Genomic DNA, 14341 nt, shown 5'->3' on the forward strand with positions numbered 1-14341 from the left:
CCGATCCTGCTGCTCAGCGCAGGCTTTCGATCTCGTCTGCCAGCCGCGTGTTCTTGGCGGTGTAGAACAGCTCGACATCGGCCAGGCGGCGGTCGATCTCGCGGAAGCGGGCCTTGACGTCGCGGGCGGTGCGGCCCGGTGACTGGCGCACACCCTGCCAGAACTTCTGGTCCTGATCATCGGTGTAAAGGTGCGCCGGCTTCTTCTCGGCGAGGAAGCCCATGGCCAGATATCCCATCAGCACCCAGCCGGTCATCAGCGTTAGCAGCACCGCGGCCACGCGGATCCACACGACATCGATCCCGGTGTAGTCGGCGATGCCTGCGCAGACGCCCATCAGCTTGCCGTTCTGCTTGTTGCGATAGAACTTCGTCTTGCGCGGTGCGGGGGCGTCGTAGCTGTATTTGTCCAACCGGCTCATTTCCTTACCCTTTCCTTCAGCAGGCGCTCAACTTGTTCCAGGCCGTAGTCGTCCTGGTCATCCGCGCTGGTCAGCCGCGCCGGGCGCCAGTCGGGGTTGTCGGCGGAAATGATCCGTTCGACGGTGTCCATGCGATCGTCGAGACGACGCGCCATGGCGTGGAGTTCTTCCAGCAGATTCTCGTCCGAGCTGGTAAGCGTCGCTGCGGTCTTCCACTTGGTGATGTAGTGGAAGATCAGCCACGGCAGTCCGATGAACAGCATGCCGACGACGAAGATGGGGACCAGGATGTCTTCCATCGGATCAGCCCTCCTTCTTCAGGGCGCGCTTCATCGCCTCGAGCTCTTCGTCGACCTTGTCCGATCCGGCGAGGGCGGCGAATTCGTCGTCCAGGCTGCGCTGGCCCAGTGCCTTGCGCTCGCCGCGCTCATCCTCGGCCATGCCCAGTGCATCGGCGCGGCCCTCGGCCATGTCGACGCGGCGCTCGAGCAGGTCGAAGCGGCTGAATGCTTCGCGGACCTTGTCGCCATTGTACATGGTGCGCAGCTTGACGCGGTTCTCGGCGCTTTCCAGGCGGCTCATGATGTTGTTCTGGCGCATCCGGGCTTCGCGCAGCTTTGCCTGCAGCTTGGCGATGTCCTGTTCCGAAGCGCGCAGCGCATCGTCGAGCACGTTGATTTCGACATTGAGCTGATCAGCCATATCGGCGGCCTTCTTCTTTTCCAGCAGCGCAGCGCGGGCAAGGTCTTCGCGGTCCTTGGACAGCGCCAGCTCGGCCTTGTCGGTCCAGTCGGCCTGCAGCTGTTCCAGCTTGCCGACATGGCGCTTCATTTCCTTCTGGTCGGCAATGGTGCGCGCGGCAGATGCGCGGACTTCGACCAGGGTTTCTTCCATCTCGAGGATGATCATCCGGATCATCTTCGCCGGGTCTTCGGCCTTGTCGAGCAGCTCGGTAACATTGGCGGCAATGATGTCGCGGGTTCGAGAGAAAATTCCCATGGCGAAAACTCCGTTCGTTAAGGTCGGGTGGACCGGATCCTGATCCACCTTACCCCCATTTGCATTTCAGTTGGAAGAGGCTGGCCGGGACGGGGCAAGGGGGGGTAAGCGTCCCGGCCAGATCCGTCAGGCAAGATACCGGACGGAAACCATTTTGCCGGCATCGACCGCCGGGCGGGCGGGTGAGGCGGCTGCCTCGATGCTGGCGAATGCGGTGACAAACAGCGTGGTGACCAGCATCAGCGCCGCGACCGTGGTAACCAGGGTGGACTTGAAGACGCTGTCTTCCTGTGCCGGCTGGTCGTTGGACTGGTTCGCGTAACGCACTTGCTTTCTCCCTTGTACCGCTGTGTGTCGGTGTTGCCTGCTACATTGCAGGGTGCGTGCCAGTTTGAAAAACACTGGAAAAACAAGAGTTTGGAAAATTCCAATGCGCCGCGTGTTGGTTGGGATTGCCATGTGTTGGGATTCTGCACTATTCCTTGGTTCATGGAACGGGGCAATCAGTTCATTGGCGAGTCAGGCGCCTTTCTGGATGCGGTCGAACGCGCAAGCCGGGCCGCCATGCTCAACCGCCCGGTGCTGGTCATCGGCGAGCGCGGCACCGGAAAGGAGCTGATCGCCGAGCGCCTCCACCGCCTGTCCTCGCGCTGGGATGGCCCGCTGATCACATTGAACTGCGCCGCGCTTCCCGAGACGCTGATCGAAGCCGAACTTTTCGGGCACGAGGCAGGCGCCTTCACCGGTGCCACCCGCGCGAGACAAGGGCGGTTCGAGGAGGCCGATGGCGGCACATTGTTCCTCGACGAACTCGCGACATTGAGCTCCGCTGCGCAGGAGCGGCTGCTGCGCGCGGTCGAATATGGCGAGATCACCCGCATCGGCTCTTCGCGCGCGATCAAGGTCGATGTCCGCATCGTCGCGGCTACCAACGAGCATCTGCCCGAACTGGTCGACCAGGGCCGCTTCCGCGCCGACCTTCTCGATCGCCTCTCGTTCGAGGTGGTGACCTTGCCGCCGCTTCGGGTGCGCGAGGGCGATGTCATGGTGCTCGCTGATTTCTTCGGGCGGCGGATGGCGGCAGAGCTCGACTGGCCCGACTGGCCGGGCTTTGGCGCGATGGCGACCGAGGCGATGAAGCGCCACAGCTGGCCGGGCAATGTCCGCGAGCTGCGCAACGTCGTCGAGCGTGCGGTGTATCGCTGGGACGATCCCGACCGCAAGGTGGACCATATCGTCTTCGATCCGTTCGAATCCCCTTGGAAGCCGCAGCCCTCAAGGCGCCCGGCTGCAGCGGATTCGCCCTGCGACGAGGTAATCGACGCCGCTCTGTCGGACTCGGGCGTCCGCGCAACGCTCGACCAGACGATGAACTTCGACGCGGTGGACGATCTGCGCGGTGCGGTCGACGCGCATGAAAAGCGCATCCTGCAGGCCGCGCTCGCCCGTCACCGCTACAACCAGCGCCAGACAGCCAAGGCGCTGGGGCTGAGCTACGACCAGTTGCGCCACTGCCTCAAGAAGCACGACCTGCTGGGGTGAAAACGCTGGACGCGGCTGCGGTCGGCTGAAAAGGGGGGTGGATGAAGCTTGCCCATTTTGATCCCGCCCAGTTCCTCGCCACCCATTGGCAGCGTGCGCCGTTGCTGATCCGCAATCCGTGGGATGAATGGCAGTGCCCGGTCGAGGCCGATGAGCTGGCAGGGCTGGCGTGCGAGCCGCAGGTGGAGGCTCGGCTGATCGAGCAGGCCGGCGCCGATTGGGCCGTCGAGCATGGGCCATTGGCAGAAGAGCGCTTTGCGTCGCTGGGATCGAACCCGTGGACCTTGCTGGTGCAGGCGGTCGACCATCATGTACCAGAGGTCGCCGCGCTGCTGGCTTCGTTTCGCTTTATCCCCAACTGGCGCGTCGATGACGTGATGGTGAGCTTTGCCAGCGACGGCGGTGGGGTGGGGCCGCATTTCGATCAATATGACGTGTTCCTGATCCAGGGGCAGGGGCGCAGGCGCTGGCAGATCGGCGCGATGTGCGACGAGAACAGCCCGTTGCTGCCGCATGGCGATCTCAAGCTGCTGCGCGACTTTGCAGCGACCGAGGAGTTTGTGCTCGATCCCGGCGACATGCTCTATGTCCCCCCCGGGGTGTCGCACAACGGCATCGCTTTGGGCGACGATTGCATGACGCTGTCGATCGGCTTTCGTGCGCCCTCGCGCGCCGAACTGATCGGCGACTGGAGCGATCATCTGCTCGAGGACCTGAGCGAGGACGACCGCTATACCGACCCCGGCCTCGCGCTTCAGGCCAACCCCGGCGAGATCGGCGCCGATGCGCTCGATCGGCTGCAGGCGATGGTGCTCGAGGCGCTGGGCGACAAGCAGCGGTTCGCACGCTGGTTCGGCGCCGCCAGCAGCACGCGCAAGTATCCCGATATCGATTGGCGCCCCGAAGAGCCGCTGAGCCTTGACGATATCCGAGAGGCTATCGAGCAGCAGATGGAGCTTCAGCGCAATCCCGCCAGCCGGTTTGCCTTCGTGCGCGAAGGTCGCGATGCGCTGATGCTGTTCGTTGACGGCGAAACGTTCGAATGCGGAGCGGAGACTTACGCGCTCGCCGAGGCGATCTGCGCCAACGACAGCCTCACGCTCGACACCGTGAGCGATGCTGCGTGCGAACTGCTGCTGACGCTGGGCAACATGGGTAGCGTCGCGTTTGTTGACGACGACGAAGATGGGGACGACGCGGACGGCTGATCAGCCCGCATCCACCTCGCGCCACTGGCCGAGCGGCAATGCATCGAGCGACCACGGCCCCACTGCCCAGCGCACCAGCCTGAGGGTGGGAAAGCCCACCGCCGCGGTCATCCGCCGCACCTGCCGGTTGCGGCCCTCGCGGATGGTGAGACTGATCCAGCCATCGGTGACAGTCTTGCGGAAGCGCACGGGCGGATCGCGCGGCCACAGATCGGGGTCGGCAATCGCGCTCGCCTCGGCGGGGCGGGTCATGCCGTCCTTCAATTGCACGCCATTGCGCAGGGCTGCGAGCGCGTCCTCGGTAATCGTACCTTCGACCTGCACCAGATAGGTCTTCGCCATCTTGAATTTGGGATCGGCGATTCTGGCCTGCAGGCGACCGTCGGCGGTGAGCAGCACCAGCCCTTCGCTGTCATGATCGAGCCGCCCGGCGGGGTAAACGCCCGGAACGTCGACGAAATCCGCCAGAGTCGGGCGGTCGCCATCCCGGCTGAACTGGCAGATCACGCCATGGGGTTTGTTGAACAGGATGAGCCGGGACAAGGAGATGCGACTTTCTGCGCTGCAAGGGTGGCGTAATCGCCCAAGGCTTGGCACATGGGTGCATCGCACAACAACCATAATCGAGAGAGGCACTTTCATGACCCTTCCCCAAAGTTACCTGCAAATGATCTCCACCGTCAGCGCCGAAGGCGAACTGACCATGGAATTGGTCGAAAAGCCCATGCCCGAGCTTGGCGACGACGAGGTCCTGATCCGCGTCGAGGCCACCCCGATCAATCCGTCGGATCAGGGCGTGATGTTCGGCTGGGCCAGCATGGCCAAGGCGGCCTCTTCGGGCACCGGAGCACACACCCGGCTCACCGCTCCCGTGTCGCCGCAGGGCATGGGCGTGATGAAGGCGCGCGTCGGACAGCAGCTGCCCGTGGGCAATGAGGGCGCAGGCACGGTCGTGGCTGCAGGCTCTGGCGACTATGCGCAGAGCCTGATGGGCAAGGTCGTCGCGGTGATGGGCGGCGGCATGTATGCGCAATATCGCAAGGCACCCGCGATGATGTGCCTGCCGCTCAAGGATGGCCACAGCGCGCGCGACGGAGCCTCGTGCTTCGTCAACCCGCTGACCGCGCTGTCGATGGTCGAGACGATGCGGATGGAAGGCCACACCGCCTTGGTCCATACCGCTGCCGCCTCGAACCTCGGCCAGATGCTCAACCGAATCTGCGCAGCCGATGGCGTCGAGCTGGTCAACATCGTGCGCAAGCCCGAACAGGCGCAGCTGCTGCGCGATATGGGCGCAAAGCATATCGTCGATTCGAGCAGCGAGAGCTTCAAGGCCGATCTGGTCGATGCCATCCACGCCACCGGCGCAACGCTGGCGTTCGATGCGACGGGCGGCGGCGAGCTCGCGTCCAACATCCTGGCTGCGATGGAAGCTGCCGCGGCACGCACCCCGGGCGCCTACAGCATCTATGGTTCGGTCAAGCACAAGCAGGTCTATCTCTATGGCGGGCTGGACACCTCGCCCACCGTGCTCAACCGAGCCTATGGCATGGCCTGGGGCGTGGGCGGCTGGCTGCTGCCCAACTTCCTTGCCAAGGCGGGCGGCGATGTCGCCATGCGTTTGCGCGCACGGGTGGCAGACGAGCTCAAGACCACCTTTGCCAGCCATTATACCGACGAACTTTCGCTCGAGCAGGCGCTGCAGGCGGATGTGGTCGCGCGCTATTATGCCAAGACCACGGGCGAAAAGTTCCTGATCTGCCCGCAGAAGTAATCCGTCCCGGCGCAGGCGGGCAGGGGACATCTCTTGCCCGCCTGCCGCCGGGTCAACATATACAGATGATCAGTACGTCGGGGCATTTTCTCCCCATCGTCATTCCCGCGTACGCGGGAATCCCGTTTTCTCGAAAACCTTGGCGCAGAAGCGGGACCCCCGCTTTCGCGTGGGTGACGAAATCTTTGGCGCAGAGCGCGCTGCATGCCGCTAGAGGCAGTGGCTCGTTCAAAAAACCCTGCTGCAACATGAACGGCCTTTCCACATTCCGTTCACCTTCGCTCCCTTAAACATGAACACAACGGATGGCGAATCGGCGCTGTCCCGGTCTCTAGGGAGACAGACTATGAAGAAGTTTCTTTTTGCTGCTGCCGCTGCCGGTGCAGTCACCCTTTCCGCAGCGCCCGCCATGGCGGCTCCGCTCACCCACTCGGCGCCCAGCGCCGCCTCGGCTCACGGCGTGACCCATCAGGCGCCCATCGCGCATCAGTGGCGCGGTTATGACAATGACTGGCAGCGCCGCGGTTACGACAACGACCGCTATTACGGTCGCGAAGGTCGCTGGGACGATCGCAACGATCGTCGCTTCGACCGCAGGTTCGACCGTCGGGCGGTGCGCGGCTGGAACGGGCAGTCCTGGCGCGGAAACGACGGCCGGTATTACTGCCGCCGTGACAACGGCACCACCGGTCTGCTGATCGGCGGCGCGGCAGGGGCCCTTGCCGGCAGCGAGATCGCAGGACGCGGTGACCGCACCGTCGGCGCGATAATCGGCGGCATCGGCGGCGCTTTGCTCGGCCGCACGATCGATCGCAACAGCGGCAACGGCTACAGCTGCCGCTAACCAGCTTTCGCCCATGCTCTTGTCATGAGAGCAAGGTGAACGGGGAGACCCCTCTCCGCCGCAAGGCGGGGAGGGGTTTCGCGTTTGTGGGCCACGGCTTGCCAACCGGCGTGGCGCTGCCTATCCCCGCAGCCTCAGACACAGCCGGGAGGATGCGCGATGATCAACGGACCGATACTGGTGACCCAGCGCCTGATCCTGCGCCCGCCGGGCCCCGAGGACTTTGAAGCCTGGGCCGAATTTTCCGCCGATGAAGAGACGATGCGCTATCTGGGCGGGGTGCAGCCGCGCGCGGTGGCATGGCGCGGGCTGTGCTCGATGGCGGGCGCCTGGCACATTCGCGGCTTTGCGATGTTCTCGCTGATCACCCGCGACACCGGCCAGTGGATCGGCCGCATCGGTCCGTGGCAGCCCGATGGCTGGCCGGGCACCGAAGTCGGCTGGGGGGTCATGCGCAGCCATGCAGGCAAGGGGTATGCGCTCGAAGCCGCGGTCGCGACGATCGATTATGCGTTCGATCTGCTGGGCTGGGACACCGTGATCCACACCATCGATCCCGACAACGCGGCCTCGATTGCGCTGGCAGAAAGGCTGGGTTCGACTAACCAGGGCCCGACCCGGCTGCCCGAGCCGTATCAGGAATTTCCGGTCGACAGCTATGGCCAGTCCAAGGCCCAGTGGCAGGAAAACCGCAAGAAATTTGTCCGATACTGAAACGGCTTGCGGCCGAATCCCGGTTTGGGACAGGCTGGGGCGTCAAAGCAGAGGGGTTAACCCTCTTTTGCCGGGACAGCCTTGCGCCAAGCCGGGCATGGCTAACAGAATGCTAAGAGCCTTGTCCTAAAGCGACGGGCTTCCGTTTGATGATGAGGACTTCTGCCATGGCACACCGTTCCTTCGCGATGTCGCGCAATCTGCTGGCTTTGGGCGCCGCCACCCTGGTGCTCGCCGCCTGCCAGAATGCCGACGACACCGCCGCGCAGAACGAGGATGCAGCATTGCTCGCCGATGCCGCCGATCCTGCGATGAAGGGTGCGCTCGAGGACCAGATCCTCGTCGATCCCGATCTGGTCGACAAATCCAACCGCAACGCCGTGCTCGCCGAGGGCAGCGATGGCTCGGTGCCGTCGGCCGGCATCCCCAAGGGCCAGCTTGCTGCGGTCGAGAAGGCCGCCGCCGCCGCGATCGGCCCGCGCGGCCTGATGAAGGCGCCGGAGCCCAAGAAGGTCGCGGACGAAGAGTGCAAGGATTGCAACCAGGGCAGCACGCTGGGCGCCAAGGCCGCGCAGCAGAGCGGCGCATGCACCGGCAAACTCGATTACGCGATGACCTGGGCCAACCGCATGCCGTCCGACTTCGCGATCTATCCGCGCGCCAACGTCAAAGAGGCCGCCGGCATCGACAAGGGCCAGTGCAACATCCGCGTGGTCAACTTCACCACGCCCGCCGCGCTCAAGAACGTGGTCGATTTCTATTACACCAAGGCACGGCGCGGCGGCTATTCGGCCGAGTACCAGCTGCGCGGCGCCGACCATGTGCTGGGCGGCACCAAGGGCGAGGCGGCCTATGTGCTGTTCCTCAAGCCGATGGCCAATGGCGGCACCGAAGTGGATATCGTCGCGAATGGCGGGCGGTGATTTCAAACGTCAGGAATAGCATTTAAGTCGTCATTCCCGCGAACGCGGGAATCCCGCTTCTGACTGATCGTTGGCAAAAGCGGGACCCCCGCGTGCGCGGGGGTCCCGCTAGAGCAGAGTTGTTTCAACCGGCCTCGCCAGGATGCGGAACGGCGGTTGGCGTCCCACCCATTCCCGGCATTTCCTTGATATACAGATCCCGCTGCGGGAACGGGATCTCGATGGCGTGTTCCTGGAACAGGTTCCACACCCGCATCAGCACGTCGCCGCGGATGTTGCCCATGCCGCCTTCGGGGTCGGAAATCCACGCGCGGATTTCCCAGTTGACCGAATTGTCGCCGAAATCGGTCATCCAGATACGGGGCACGGGGTCCTTGAGCACGCGCGGCGATTCATCGACCGCGCGGTAGAGCAGTTCCTGCACCAGCTGCATGTCGCTGGTATAGGCGACCCCCACGGGGATGCGCATGCGCACGTTGCGGTCCGAATAGGACCAGTTCTCGACCGCAGTGGTCATCAGGTCCTCGTTCGGGATAAGGTGCTCCTTGCCGTCCCGGGTGATCACCGAGACCGCGCGCACGCCGATCTTGTTCACCCAGCCGAAGCTGTCGCCCACCGCGATGACATCGCCCGGCTTGATCGACCGGTCGAGCAGCAGGATGATGCCTGCAAACAGGTTGCCGATGGTCTTCTGCAGCCCGAAACCGATCGCGAGGCCAAACGCCCCGGAGAAGAAGCTGAGCGCGGTCAGATCGATCCCCAGCGCATCGATGCCGATGAAGAAGGCGATGACGATGACCACGACGCCCGCGATCTTCTGCCCGAGCAGCTTCTGCGTCGGGTCGAGCCCGTCGCTGCTGCCGATGATGTGCCCGGCGATGCGGTTGACGACGCGGGCGGCGGTATAGAGTACCAGCACCGTGACCGCGATGGTGACTACCCAGAGCAGCGAGAACCGCTTCTGCCCGAGGTTGAAGCCCACCCGGTCCATCGCGATGGTGATCGGATCGAGCCCGCCGAACATGCTGGCGAGGATCGAGACCAAGGTCGCCAGCCCCAGGAACGTGCCCAGCCAGTCGGGCATCCGCACGCCGCGCACGAGGTCGTTGACGAACAGCGCCAGCGAGATCGCCAGCGTCAGCCCGAAGACGACCGAGGCGATCAGGCTCCAGTCGTTGAGATTGAGCGCCATGCCGATCAGCATCGCGGTGGTGAAGCGGCGCACCATGTCGCGGATGCGGCGCCGTGCGAGCGGGCTTTCGTAGCCTGCGCGCCGTTCCCAGATCGCGGCAAGCCGCAGATAGACGAGGCGGCTGAGCCCCCAGCCGACGATCAGCGCGGTGGTCGCGATCAGCGCGGCAAGCACGCCTTCGACATATTGCAGGTCATCGGGGCGGCGGATCCATCCCCAACGCAGAAAAGCTGTCGTGATCGCCTCGTTCATGCCGTCATGGTAAACGCTGCCAGCCCCTTGGCAAGGTCGGCGATCAGGTCGTCGGGGTCTTCCAGACCGATGTGCAGGCGCACGACCAGTGCGTTGGGCTCGCCTGCGGGCGGCCAGGATGTCGCGCTGCGGCAGCGCGCCGGATCGACCGGGATCGCCAGGCTTTCGAACCCGCCCCAGCTGTAGCCGATGCCGAACAATGTCAGCGTGTCGATCAGCGCTGCACGCGCCGCATCGCTGCCGCCATTCAGGACGAACGAGAACAGCCCGGACGAGCCGGTAAAATCGCGCTGCCATACTTCGTGGCCGGGGCAGGAGGGGAGTGCGGGGTGGAGCACACGCGCGATCTGGGGCTGCGCGTACAGCCAGCGCGCGATCTTGAGCGCCGAGGCCTGATGCTGGCGCAGCCGCACGTCGAGCGTCCGCAATCCGCGCAGCGCCAGCCAGGCATCGTCGGGCGAGACGACCGTGCCCAGCGCCTGCGCAGTCTGGCGCAGCCGGGGATAGAACCGCTCGGTGGTGGTGACCGATCCCAGCATCACGTCCGAATGGCCGACGATGTACTTGGTGCAGGCCAGAATGCTCATGTCTGCGCCCAGCGCCAGCGCGGGCATGAAATGCCCGGTCGCCCAGGTGTTGTCGATCAGCAGCGCGATATCGGGGTTGGCTGCGCGCGCTGCCTGGCAGATCGCGGGGACATCCTGCACCTCGAAGGTCAGGCTGCCCGGGCTTTCCATCAGGATTGCGCGGGTCCGCTCGCAGATCAGCGCTGAAACCCCCGCACCGATGGTGGGGTCGTAATAGCGGGTTTCGATCCCGAAGCGCCTGAGAAATCCGTCGGCAAAATTGCGCGACGGATCATAGGCGCTGTCGGTCATCAGCAGCACGTCGCCGGGCGACAGCACGCTGAGCAGCGCGCCGGTGATCGCCGCAACGCCCGAAGGGTAGAGCATCGTGCCATGCCCGCCGGGCTCGAGCGCGGTCAGCGCTTCGGCCAGCGCCCATTGGGTGGGAGAGCCGCGGCGGCCGTAGAAAAATCGGCCGTCTTCGTTGGTCTTGGGGCCGGACTTGAGCGCGGCAGTATCGGGATAGAGATGCGTGCTGGCGCGCCACACCGGCGGACTGACGACCGCGCCCGGCTGGTCCGCCGTGCCCGTCCACTCCGCGCGCCGGCCGCCGGTAACGAGGCGCGTGGCGGGCGATTGCGGATCGGTGGGCTTGGGCATGTGCTACCTCCGCCCTCTCCCCTTGCGGGAGAGGGCAACGAGACTTGGTCCGCCTGGGCGGGCCTAATCGCAGTGGGAGAGGGGGCGGGCCCTCTCCAACGTCGCCCAGGCAGCAATCTGCCAAGGCGTTGGTATCCTCTCCCGTAAAGGGAGAGGATAAATCCGTGTCACCCCAGCGCCTTGGGGGTATCGTTATCGGCACCCCATTCGCTCCAGCTGCCGTCGTACAGCGCAACATCGGTCTTGCCGAGCAGGTGCGCGCCGAAGGCGACCACGCTGGCGGTCATGCCCGAGCCGCAGGTGGTGACCACCGGCTTGTCGAGATCGACACCGGCAGCCTCGAACGCAGCCTTGAGGTCGTCGCCCGTCTTCCAAGTGCCATTGGGGTTGAACAGGGAGCTGTGCGGCAAATTGACCGCACCGGGAATGTGGCCTGCGGCGATCCCGGGCCGCGGATCGGGCTCGGCACCGGTGAAGCGGGCGGCAGGGCGTGCATCGACGACCTGTTCGCCCTTGCTGTGCAGATTGCCCAGCATGTCGGCCTTGGTGCGGACGTTCTTCTTGTCTTCCCACACGGTGAAGTGGCGGTGACGCAGCGTTTCCTTGCCGGTCTTGATCGGGCGGCTTTCGGCCTTCCACTTGGCGATGCCGCCATCGAGGATCGCGACCGCGTGCGCGCCGAACATGGTGAGCATGAACCAGGCGCGGGCAGAGGACTTCAGCGGACTGTCGTCATAGAGCACGATGCGGCTGCCATCGCCCAGGCCGAGCGACTGCATGCGGCTGGCGAATTTCTCGGCAGGTGGCAGGGTGTTGTCGATGGGCGAGTTGCTGTCGACCAGCTCCTCGAGGTCCATGAACACCGCGCCCGGAATGTGACCGGCTTCATATTCGGCAAGCGCGCTGCGACCGGTGTCGGGCAGGAACTTGGACGCATCGACGATGCGAAGATCAGAGGCGCCCATTTCGTTGGCGAGCCATTCGGTTGAAACCAGCGAATCCATGTTTGTGTCTCCCTCTGCGAGTCTGCGCCCTTATTGGCTTTTTCCCGCCTTTTTAGACGGGAAACCCGGCTGGTTGCTCAGCCGGGATGCCGTGTTTTTGTTGCGCTGCACCATCAACATTATCGTGTCGGGCAGGGCGCGTCGAGTCGCAACGGGAACGAGGCGCCAGTTTTTTTGCATATGTTGCAATCATGTGCATCGATGGTGGCGGTGCCGCGCGCAGGGCGATAGGGGTGGCATCGCATTCATCAGGAGCCAGGTGCCACCATGCGTATTTTGTTGACCAACGATGATGGCGTGAACGCGCCGGGGCTTGAGGTGCTGATCCGGATCGCCGCAGCGCTATCCGACGATGTCTGGATCGTGGCGCCGGCAGAGGAACAATCGGGTGCGGGCCATTCGCTTACGCTGACCCGCCCGCTGCGCGTGCACACTCATGGCCCGAAGCACTTTTCTGTCACCGGAACGCCGACCGATGCGGTGATGATGGCGGTCGCCCGGCTGATGCAGGACACCCCGCCCGATCTCATTCTGTCCGGGGTCAACCGCGGCGCCAATCTGGGCGAGGACGTGACCTATTCGGGGACCGTCTCTGCCGCGATGGAAGGCGCGCTGGCAGGCATCCCGTCGATCGCGCTCAGCCAGGTCTATGCCCGCGAAGGCGCCGGGCTCGACGTCTCGTTCGACGCTGCCGCCGCCTGGGGCGAGAAGGTGTTGCGTCCGATCATTGCCCAGCCGATGCCTGCGCGCACGCTGATCAACATCAACTTCCCCGCGATCCCGGCCGATCAGGTGCGCGGCGTGCGCGTGGTCGCCCAGGGTTTTCGTGATTACGGACGGCTCAAGATCGTCACCAACACTGATCCGCGCGGGTTCGAATATCACTGGTTCGCGCTGGGTGCGGTCGAGCAGACCCCCGCGCACAGCACCGATCTGGAGGCGGTGCGCGACGGCTATGTCGCGGTGACGCCGCTGCACCTGGACCTGACGCATTATGAATCCATGGGCGCGCTGGGTTCGGCGCTGTCCGCAACATTTGACATGAATTGAAGCCGCAACCGGCGGTTTGCGCCGCGTAAGCAGTGGTAAAGCGTAAAGTTCATGCTAGAAGTTGACGTCATGGCGAGGGGTGAAACGCGCAGTCTTGTCAGGTCCGCAGCGGCCTGGTCCGCAGCTCTGGGCGCAATCGCGCTTTCCGGCTGCATCCCCGGCGGGGTCAGCCAACAGGGCATGCAGCCCGAGATCACCGAGGCCGGGACCCAGGCGAGGCCGCCGTCCGAGCCAGAGGTCGTCGGCAGCGACGCCCCGGTGTGGACAAGCCGCAGCGTCAGCCCCAGCGCATCGGATGTCATCGGCACGGTCTATGTCGTGCAGCCGGGAGATACGCTGCGCGGCATCGGCAACCGCACCGGCGCTGGATCGGAAGCGATCGCCGCCGCCAACGGCCTCAGCGCGCCTTATATGCTGCGTCCCGGGCAGCAACTGACCATACCCGGCGGACGCTATCATGCGGTCGCGCAGGGCGAGACCGGCATCGCCATCGCGCACGCTTATGGTGTCGCGTGGAGCGATATCGTCGCGCTTAATGGCCTCACCGAACCGTATATCCTGCGCATCGGCCAGCGGCTCAAGCTGCCCGCAGGTGCCACCGCGATCGCGGCTGCGCCCGCCGGCTCCGGCCCGAGCGCCGCGGCCTCCTCGAAGCCGAGCCGGATCGGAGCGCTGGTGGTGAACATCGACGACGTGGTCACCGGCAGCCAGCCCGCGATTGCCGAAGGAACGCCCGTGCCTGCAGCGAAGGCAGCGCGCGCGCCTGTCTCTGCCGCGGTCCCGGTCTCGGTGCCAAAAGCCTTTGCGGGCAAGTTCAACTGGCCGATCACCGGCCCGCTGCTCACCCGCTACGGCCCGGTCGGCAAGGGTCAGATCAGCAACGGCATCGACATCACCACCACGCGCGGCGCTCCATTCCGTGCAGCCGCCGATGGTGTGGTCAGCTATGCCGGAAGCGAGGTCGCGATCTATGGCGGACTGATCCTGATCAGCCATGGCGATGGCTGGGTCAGCGCCTATGGCCATGCCGAGCGGATCGATGTCACGCGCGGACAGGCGGTCAAGGCCGGGCAGGTGCTGGGCGCTGCGGGGCAGAGCGGCTTTGCCGACACTCCCAAGCTGCATTTCGAGCTGCGCAAGGACCGCAAGCCTGTCGATCCGCTGCTGTACCTGCCCAGGAGCTGATTGCAGG

The 14341-nt window shown here is 64.8% G+C and carries 16 protein-coding genes; 8 read left to right on the forward strand and 8 right to left on the reverse strand.

The features are described 5' to 3' along the window. Positions 1 to 13 precede the first annotated feature (13 nt). The 4 genes from pspC to IP68_RS16405 all read right to left on the reverse strand — a co-directional run bounded on the left by pspC (position 14) and on the right by IP68_RS16405 (position 1747). The gene (pspC, locus tag IP68_RS16390) at positions 14 to 421 is read right to left on the reverse strand and encodes an envelope stress response membrane protein PspC (protein ID WP_054136092.1); all 408 of its coding nucleotides are present in this window, start codon (positions 419 to 421) and stop codon (positions 14 to 16) included. Then, on the reverse strand, positions 418 to 720 hold the full coding sequence (pspB, locus tag IP68_RS16395) for an envelope stress response membrane protein PspB (protein ID WP_054136093.1): 303 nt from the start codon (positions 718 to 720) through the stop codon (positions 418 to 420). Before pspB ends, pspC begins: the two co-directional genes overlap by 4 nt. A gap of 4 nt (positions 721 to 724) precedes the next feature. Then, complete coding sequence (gene pspA / locus IP68_RS16400) at positions 725 to 1420, reverse strand: phage shock protein PspA (protein WP_054136094.1); 696 nt, start codon at positions 1418 to 1420, stop codon at positions 725 to 727. A 126-nt stretch (positions 1421 to 1546) separates the two neighbouring features. After that, positions 1547 to 1747, reverse strand: a complete 201-nt coding sequence (locus IP68_RS16405) for a hypothetical protein (RefSeq protein ID WP_054136095.1) — start codon at positions 1745 to 1747, stop codon at positions 1547 to 1549. Positions 1748 to 1909: 162 nt separating this feature from the next. Between IP68_RS16405 and pspF the strand changes: the two genes are divergently transcribed. After that, positions 1910 to 2962, forward strand: coding sequence for a phage shock protein operon transcriptional activator (pspF, locus tag IP68_RS16410; protein WP_054136096.1), 1053 nt, complete (start codon positions 1910 to 1912; stop codon positions 2960 to 2962). A 41-nt stretch (positions 2963 to 3003) separates the two neighbouring features. Continuing rightward, on the forward strand, positions 3004 to 4170 hold the full coding sequence (locus tag IP68_RS16415; protein WP_054136097.1) for a cupin domain-containing protein: 1167 nt from the start codon (positions 3004 to 3006) through the stop codon (positions 4168 to 4170). Here the strand turns inward: IP68_RS16415 and IP68_RS16420 are convergent, their stop codons facing one another. Next, on the reverse strand, positions 4171 to 4713 hold the full coding sequence (locus IP68_RS16420; RefSeq protein ID WP_054136098.1) for a pseudouridine synthase: 543 nt from the start codon (positions 4711 to 4713) through the stop codon (positions 4171 to 4173). A 97-nt stretch (positions 4714 to 4810) separates the two neighbouring features. Between IP68_RS16420 and IP68_RS16425 the strand changes: the two genes are divergently transcribed. From IP68_RS16425 to IP68_RS16440, 4 genes are all read left to right on the forward strand, one after another. Further along, positions 4811 to 5944 (forward strand): zinc-binding dehydrogenase, encoded by a 1134-nt coding sequence (locus tag IP68_RS16425; RefSeq protein ID WP_054136099.1) that lies wholly within the window; start codon positions 4811 to 4813, stop codon positions 5942 to 5944. Between the two features lie 346 nt (positions 5945 to 6290). Continuing rightward, positions 6291 to 6788, forward strand: coding sequence for a glycine zipper 2TM domain-containing protein (locus tag IP68_RS16430; protein WP_054136100.1), 498 nt, complete (start codon positions 6291 to 6293; stop codon positions 6786 to 6788). Between the two features lie 159 nt (positions 6789 to 6947). After that, the gene (locus IP68_RS16435; protein WP_054136101.1) at positions 6948 to 7502 is read left to right on the forward strand and encodes a GNAT family N-acetyltransferase; all 555 of its coding nucleotides are present in this window, start codon (positions 6948 to 6950) and stop codon (positions 7500 to 7502) included. Positions 7503 to 7669: 167 nt separating this feature from the next. Beyond that, positions 7670 to 8425 (forward strand): hypothetical protein, encoded by a 756-nt coding sequence (locus IP68_RS16440; protein WP_054136102.1) that lies wholly within the window; start codon positions 7670 to 7672, stop codon positions 8423 to 8425. Positions 8426 to 8549: 124 nt separating this feature from the next. Here the strand turns inward: IP68_RS16440 and IP68_RS16445 are convergent, their stop codons facing one another. The 3 genes from IP68_RS16445 to sseA form a co-directional block, all read right to left on the reverse strand. Continuing rightward, entirely contained in the window at positions 8550 to 9869 is a 1320-nt protein-coding gene (locus tag IP68_RS16445) for a mechanosensitive ion channel family protein (RefSeq protein ID WP_054136103.1), read from the reverse strand. Next, on the reverse strand, positions 9866 to 11095 hold the full coding sequence (metC, locus tag IP68_RS16450) for a cystathionine beta-lyase (RefSeq protein WP_054136104.1): 1230 nt from the start codon (positions 11093 to 11095) through the stop codon (positions 9866 to 9868). Before metC ends, IP68_RS16445 begins: the two co-directional genes overlap by 4 nt. A 167-nt stretch (positions 11096 to 11262) precedes the next feature. Next, positions 11263 to 12099, reverse strand: coding sequence for a 3-mercaptopyruvate sulfurtransferase (gene sseA / locus IP68_RS16455; protein WP_054136105.1), 837 nt, complete (start codon positions 12097 to 12099; stop codon positions 11263 to 11265). 267 nt (positions 12100 to 12366) lie between these two features. On the opposite strand from sseA, the gene surE reads away from it, so the two are divergent. Both surE and IP68_RS16465 read left to right on the forward strand, forming a co-directional pair. Further along, positions 12367 to 13149, forward strand: coding sequence for a 5'/3'-nucleotidase SurE (surE, locus tag IP68_RS16460; protein WP_054136106.1), 783 nt, complete (start codon positions 12367 to 12369; stop codon positions 13147 to 13149). Positions 13150 to 13200: 51 nt separating this feature from the next. After that, entirely contained in the window at positions 13201 to 14334 is a 1134-nt protein-coding gene (locus IP68_RS16465; RefSeq protein ID WP_054136107.1) for a M23 family metallopeptidase, read from the forward strand. The last annotated feature ends 7 nt before the right edge of the window (positions 14335 to 14341 follow it).

This window comes from Blastomonas sp. AAP25 (genome assembly GCF_001295965.1).
GTDB classification, from domain to species: Bacteria; Pseudomonadota; Alphaproteobacteria; order Sphingomonadales; family Sphingomonadaceae; genus Blastomonas; species Blastomonas fulva.

What these genes read in the sequence shown, in the direction of transcription:
- pspC (WP_054136092.1), bottom strand. Translation starts at nt 421, where the DNA reads ATGAGCCGGTTGGACAAATACAGCTACGACGCCCCCGCACCGCGCAAG.
- pspB (WP_054136093.1), bottom strand. Translation starts at nt 720, where the DNA reads ATGGAAGACATCCTGGTCCCCATCTTCGTCGTCGGCATGCTGTTCATC.
- pspA (WP_054136094.1), bottom strand. Translation starts at nt 1,420, where the DNA reads ATGGGAATTTTCTCTCGAACCCGCGACATCATTGCCGCCAATGTTACC.
- pspF (WP_054136096.1), top strand. Translation starts at nt 1,910, where the DNA reads ATGGAACGGGGCAATCAGTTCATTGGCGAGTCAGGCGCCTTTCTGGAT.
- IP68_RS16415 (WP_054136097.1), top strand. Translation starts at nt 3,004, where the DNA reads ATGAAGCTTGCCCATTTTGATCCCGCCCAGTTCCTCGCCACCCATTGG.
- IP68_RS16425 (WP_054136099.1), top strand. Translation starts at nt 4,811, where the DNA reads ATGACCCTTCCCCAAAGTTACCTGCAAATGATCTCCACCGTCAGCGCC.
- IP68_RS16430 (WP_054136100.1), top strand. Translation starts at nt 6,291, where the DNA reads ATGAAGAAGTTTCTTTTTGCTGCTGCCGCTGCCGGTGCAGTCACCCTT.
- IP68_RS16435 (WP_054136101.1), top strand. Translation starts at nt 6,948, where the DNA reads ATGATCAACGGACCGATACTGGTGACCCAGCGCCTGATCCTGCGCCCG.
- IP68_RS16440 (WP_054136102.1), top strand. Translation starts at nt 7,670, where the DNA reads ATGGCACACCGTTCCTTCGCGATGTCGCGCAATCTGCTGGCTTTGGGC.
- IP68_RS16445 (WP_054136103.1), bottom strand. Translation starts at nt 9,869, where the DNA reads ATGAACGAGGCGATCACGACAGCTTTTCTGCGTTGGGGATGGATCCGC.
- metC (WP_054136104.1), bottom strand. Translation starts at nt 11,095, where the DNA reads ATGCCCAAGCCCACCGATCCGCAATCGCCCGCCACGCGCCTCGTTACC.
- sseA (WP_054136105.1), bottom strand. Translation starts at nt 12,099, where the DNA reads ATGGATTCGCTGGTTTCAACCGAATGGCTCGCCAACGAAATGGGCGCC.
- surE (WP_054136106.1), top strand. Translation starts at nt 12,367, where the DNA reads ATGCGTATTTTGTTGACCAACGATGATGGCGTGAACGCGCCGGGGCTT.
- IP68_RS16465 (WP_054136107.1), top strand. Translation starts at nt 13,201, where the DNA reads ATGCTAGAAGTTGACGTCATGGCGAGGGGTGAAACGCGCAGTCTTGTC.